The 5,444-nt window shown below is 59.5% G+C and carries 5 protein-coding genes and 2 pseudogenes; 5 read left to right on the top strand and 2 right to left on the bottom strand.

Annotation, left to right across the window (positions count from 1 at the left end; all coding sequences use genetic code 11):
• Positions 1-34 precede the first annotated feature (34 nt).
• Complete coding sequence (locus RUW20_RS03705) at positions 35-604, bottom strand: hypothetical protein (protein WP_313950849.1); 570 nt, start codon at positions 602-604, stop codon at positions 35-37.
• A 347-nt stretch (positions 605-951) separates the two neighbouring features.
• Positions 952-1,206, bottom strand: a pseudogene (locus RUW20_RS03700) (type II toxin-antitoxin system PemK/MazF family toxin); the annotation flags it as partial.
• A 16-nt stretch (positions 1,207-1,222) separates the two neighbouring features.
• On the opposite strand from RUW20_RS03700, the pseudogene RUW20_RS03695 reads away from it, so the two are divergent.
• The 5 genes and pseudogenes from RUW20_RS03695 to djlA form a co-directional block, all read left to right on the top strand.
• A pseudogene (locus RUW20_RS03695) lies at positions 1,223-1,423 on the top strand (DnaJ domain-containing protein); the annotation flags it as partial.
• A gap of 304 nt (positions 1,424-1,727) precedes the next feature.
• The gene (locus RUW20_RS03690; RefSeq protein ID WP_313950848.1) at positions 1,728-2,756 is read left to right on the top strand and encodes a hypothetical protein; all 1,029 of its coding nucleotides are present in this window, start codon (positions 1,728-1,730) and stop codon (positions 2,754-2,756) included.
• A 70-nt stretch (positions 2,757-2,826) separates the two neighbouring features.
• Positions 2,827-3,018 carry a PLDc N-terminal domain-containing protein gene (locus tag RUW20_RS03685; protein WP_409559295.1) on the top strand — a complete coding sequence of 64 codons (192 nt, stop codon included), beginning with the start codon at positions 2,827-2,829 and terminating at the stop codon, positions 3,016-3,018.
• A 360-nt stretch (positions 3,019-3,378) separates the two neighbouring features.
• A complete protein-coding gene (locus RUW20_RS03680; protein ID WP_313950847.1) occupies positions 3,379-4,296 on the top strand; it encodes a carbon-nitrogen hydrolase family protein in 918 nt (305 codons plus the stop codon).
• 340 nt (positions 4,297-4,636) lie between these two features.
• A complete protein-coding gene (gene djlA, locus RUW20_RS03675) occupies positions 4,637-5,410 on the top strand; it encodes a co-chaperone DjlA (RefSeq protein ID WP_313950846.1) in 774 nt (257 codons plus the stop codon).
• Positions 5,411-5,444 lie beyond the last annotated feature (34 nt).

Raw genomic sequence — 5,444 nt, 5'->3', positions numbered from 1 at the left:
ACATTAACACACACACTTGCCGCAAGTTCTGCTGTCAACTGCTGGTAATCAATTGCAGCAATTCCGGGGATGAAAAAACATCCCTGTAGAACGTCAATTGCTCACCCTTGAAGTGGCAACCGCCTCTATGACCACGCCTGACCCAGGCACAGCTGCCTTGTGCAAGGGTTTCGTTGGTATCGTCATCGATGCAGTTCCATTCAAACCATACGAATTCTCCATGAAACATGACGATTGGCCAGGTCATGGTGACGCCCGGCTGGGCGATCAATGCCCACCAATGCTGTTCCCTGACTTTTTGCTCTTCAATGCCGTAGTACGCCCCATCCTGGCAGAAGTAAACCAGGTCTGGCCGGTATTCACGGATCAAAATGTCTCCTCGGCCCTGTCTCAATGCCTCGCAATGCGTCGGCCACCACTCCTTGTTTTCCTGCTCGATCTGGGACGACGTATAGTCGTCACCGATCACTGGTGGCGACTTTTCCTGCATCTCGTTGAACTTCAAAGCAAGCGCGACAAGGTCACTTTGCAATGACTCCGCGACAAGACCGGGTCTTGAATAGTCGGCCGCGAGATCCTTGTAATAGCTCGTTCTTTTCTTCATATTAACTCCGGAGTGTTCTGGAAAACGGGTGCCTACATTCGGCCTAACGGTCATGAACTGTCGGGACACCCCCGATAATGAAAGTCATGCCCGTTTCCCTCATCCCCGACCCTTCTCCCGCGCGGGGGAGAAGGGAGATTCGTGAGTCGCGAAGGCGACTTTCACGGTAACCCCTGTGTCAGATCCTTCTTCTTACCTTCGCAGGAAAAACCGACGGCATGTATGCCGGTAAGAGTCTAACCGTGATCAGTGCTGACATTCCAACACATTCTTGGGGCAACACCAACAGCGCCAACTTCGATCTGCCTCGGACTTTCCCATGGCGATGCACCGTCGCAATCGCATCCCTTCACAAGACCCAGGAACACGGCCAGGCACGGCTCGACCGATAGCATCGTATCCGCGTCGATCCGCCCGAACGCCGGCCCCAGTTTGTCGCGTTTCACGGTCATGGCTTTGTCTACCATCACCTGAGAAGGTTTTTGCAAGCCGTTGGCTTCGCTTGGCTGCACGGCAATACGCAGGAGCGGCGCATCTACCAGCGTGCCGGAAACGAGCAGAACCGTGACGGTTGCCTCTTAATCGAACTGGTCAGCCTGCATTCTCAAGGCCGGCTGCGATGCCGACAAAGCGCTGGGGGAGACAGAAGAGCATACGGATCAGGAAATCAAGCGCGCCTATCGCAAGCTGAGCAGCCAGTACCGTCCGGACAAGTTGATCGGACAAGGGCTGCCGGAAGACATGATCGCCTTGGCCAGCGAAAAGGCCAAGGAGATCCAGCTGGCGCACGATGTGATCGAGAAGAACCGCAACCTCTGAATTACAGAGAAATGTGACCACTCGCTAATCCGTTCCCCCCCCCGATCGTTGCCATCGCGGCACGGGCCGCGCCCATCGCCGCGGTGGAACGCCCCGTAGGCGGGCCGATGCAGCCCACCTGCGCCGTCGAACTATGTTCGACAACGCACAGACTCCCCCGCCCAAGGGGATGATCATGGTTTCCCGGGCACCCCCACGCATGGAAGTTTCAAGGCCGCGCTCCGACCCCACGGCATGGAGGTCAAAGCGACTTCGGCCATCGTCAGGTCGGTGCGGTGCTCGCTATTGAACGGAGGATCCGCGAATGCGCAAGCAAATCATCGTGCTGTGCCTGGCCTTGGGCGCGTTGGCGCCGGCCAGTGCCCAAGTAAGCATCGGCATCGGGCTCCCAAATGTGAGCATCGGCATCAACTTGGCCATGTATCCGGCGTTTGAGCGGATTCCTGGCTACCCGGTCTATTACGCGCCGCAGGTGAACTCCAATTTCTTCTTCTACGACGGCCTGTACTGGGTCTTCCAGGGCAACGACTGGTACGCAAGCTCCTGGTACAACGGGCCGTGGGATCAGGTCGGCCCCGAGCGCGTGCCGCTCTACATTCTGCGCGTGCCGGTACGCTATTACCGCCAACCACCGGCCTACTTCCATGGCTGGAAGCAGAACTCGCCGCCGCGTTGGGGGGATCACTGGGGCAACGATTGGTCGCAGCATCGACGTGGCTGGGACCACTGGAATCGCCAGTCCGCCCCAGCCCCCGCGCCGCTACCTCACTATCAGCGGAATTATGCCGGAGACCAATATCCCGACAGGGAACGGCAACAGGCACTCCACCAGCAGAAGTACCGTTATCAGCCTCGCGACCCGGTGGTGCGCCAGGAGTACGAGAGCCAGCGCGGGCACCCTCCGGCCGCCGCTCCCCAGCGGAAAATGCAGGGCGAGCACCAGGGACCGCGCCCCGAGCCGCGGGGCAACGAAGACTCCAGCCCGCCCCGGTCGGATCAGCGCAGGGCGCCCCCCACGGCCCAGGAGCAGCATGCCCAACCGCAATACCGGGGGGCGGAATACCCGGACCGGGGCGCATCGCCCCAGTCCTCCCGCAAGTCAGGCCCCCCGCAGGGGAATCCGCGTCCGCAACAGACCGATCCACGTGCCGACCAGCATCCTCAGCAAAGCAGCCAGCGTGGCAATCAGCCTTCGCAGCAAGCCAATGAGCGTGACCAGGGCTCGGCTCACGACAGAAAATCGACGCCACGGGGCCAGAACAACGGGCGGGGGCAGGATAGCGGGCCGGACAACATGGACAACCGTGGCCAGGGTCAGGGCCACGGCAAGTGAGCGGCCGCCACGGCGCATTGCTCCGGGTTGTCCAGATTGACAGCTCGCACTGAACAGTGAAGGAAGCAAAATGATGAACTTCGGATACAGCAGCGTCTTGGGCCTCATGATACTGATCGGAGATATCTGGGCAATTCTCAACATTTTCCAAAGCTCTGCTGCGAACGAGAAGAAACTGATTTGGATCATCGCAGTGGTCCTGCTGCCCGTGCTGGGGCTGATCCTCTGGCTCTTGCTTGGACCGCGTAATCGCGGGGCGTAGCGTGCCAGGTTGCAGAGCAGCGGCCGGGGTCAGCAAGCAGCGATCGGGGTCAGTGCCAACATTCCAACAGCCTGTCAAAGCCAAAAGGGCCTGACTTTGAGCTTTTTCGGACTTCCCGGTGAGTGAAAGCGCCTGTTGTTCTGGTCACGAAACCGAGCGCTCCGAGCACTGATTTGAGTGCCTGTTACAATGCTCGACCTACGCAGCGCCGGCCCACAGGACCTTGGCCATGCGCTTGCGCTCCCGACCGCCATACGCCGCGCGTTCGTTCCGGAGACAAAGATTGGCCTTTCGCGCAGCCGGCGGGGCCGGTCACGACGGCCTCCCGGTCCATCAGCCCCCTCTTCTCGGAGAACAACTTTGAACAACTTTGCAGTGGCCGGTATTCAGATGAACGTTTCGGCAGTCGAATCGAACGTCGAACAAATGAAGCTCAAGCTCGACATCACCATGAACCTCTATCCGTGGGTGCAGATGGTGGTATTCAGCGAGTTGTGCGCCTATGGCCCTCTGACCTACGCCGCACAGGAGTTTCCCTGCGATTTCGAAGTGCAAATGCAGGACATGGCGCACAAGTACGGCATCTGGCTGTTACCGGGGTCGATCTTTGAAAAGGCCGACGACAAGATCTACAACACCGCCTCGGTGATCAACCCACAAGGCGAGGTCGTGACCCGCTATCGCAAGATGTTCCCCTTCTACCCCTACGAAGAAGGCGTGACCCCGGGCCTGGAATACTGCGTCTTCGACGTACCCGATGTTGGCCGCTTTGGCGTCTCGATCTGCTACGACATGTGGTTTCCGGAAACCATTCGAACGCTGGCGTGCATGGGCGCGGAGGTGATTCTTCATCCCACCCTCACCGGCACCATCGACCGCGACAACGAATTGGCGATCGCGCGCGCCATGGCAACGATCAACCAATGCTTCCTGTTCGACGTCAATGGCCTGGACACCGGCGGTAGCGGTCGCTCGATCATCTGCGGACCGGATGGTCGCGTGCTCTACCAGGCGCAGAACAACGAGGAGATCATACCGATCGAGCTCGATGTGCATCGCGTTCGCCGCAGCCGCGAACTCGGGGTGTTGCGCCTCGGTCAGCCGCTCAAGAGCTTCCGCGACCACCTCGGTGATTTCAGCATCTACTGGCGCGACACCGAACACCCCTATCTCGATTCGCTCGGCCCGCTGATCAAGCCGGGACGTATGGATCGCATCGCCGAGCTGAAGAAGATCGAGAGCGCGATGCACCATCGGCATGACGACGGTCACTCCTGACACGACAGACGTCGGCGACAACCATCCTCTGTAGACCCAGGACCGAGCACGGGACGCGCAACGCCAAAACGAGCAAGACCAAGATCACGCTTGCCGCTGTTGCCTGCTGGCGTTCTCAGACCATCGGCCCCGTCCACAGGGGTCGTTTTGGGGCTCAAGTCTTCACGATAGGCTTTATCCGTTACCATTGCGCGTCGCCAACGTTCATGCCTGCAGCCTGCAAGGCTCGTGGCCGACGCGAGGCTAGCGCTTGCCGGGACGGGGTTCGCACCGACTGAACGCTGCCGAACGGGCGGGTGAGCGCCACCCCTGTTTTCCTTGAACACCATCGGGAGTCGCCTTGTTCAAGTTCATTGGTCTTATCGCGGGTTACTACTTTCTCGGGTTCTTCGGAGCGCTCCTCGGTCTGTTTATCGGATCAATGATCGATCGCACCAGGGCGTATGGTGCTGGCGCCATGAACCCGCTGCAAAATGCGCTTCGTCAAAGCGTTTTCATCGAGACGATGTTCCTCTCGATGGGCAAACTGGCCAAGGCCGATGGCCAGGTCTCACAAACAGAAATCGCGCATGTCGAGCTGTTGATGGAGAAACTGCGCATGACCGCCGAGCATCGCGTTCAGGCGATCGCGTTGTTCAAACAGGGTGCCGACCCGGCCTTCGCCATTGAGGCGACCTACGCCAGATTCATGTCGGTTTGTGGCCACACCCTGCACCTGAGACAGGTATTGCTGGTTTATCTGATCGCGATGGCGACCGCTGACGGACAGGTTCATCCGGCGGAAGAGGGGCTGCTTGCGGACATCGCCCGCCGCCTCGGCTTTGATCAGGCCACCTTCAGGCAACTGATCGACATGGTGCTGAACCAATCGCATTTCGCCGCGGGGCAGCCCAGCAGCGAAGCGGCACTGGACGATGCCTACAAAGCGCTGGGGGTGACAAAAGAGCATACGGATCAGGAAATCAAGCGCGCCTATCGCAAGCTGATCAGCCAGTACCATCCGGACAAGTTGATCGGACAAGGACTGCCGGAAGACATGATCGCCCTGGCCAGCGAAAAGGCCAAGGAGATCCAGCTGGCGCACGACCTGATCGAGAAGACCCGCAACATCTGACAGGAAGCGCCAGAGGCACTTCGAGCCTGGCCCC

The organism is Accumulibacter sp. (genome assembly GCF_032229525.1).
GTDB lineage: Bacteria > Pseudomonadota > Gammaproteobacteria > Burkholderiales > Rhodocyclaceae > Accumulibacter.
Note: the sequence above shows the minus strand (reverse complement) of the source record. Positions and strands in the feature narration are given on the sequence as shown.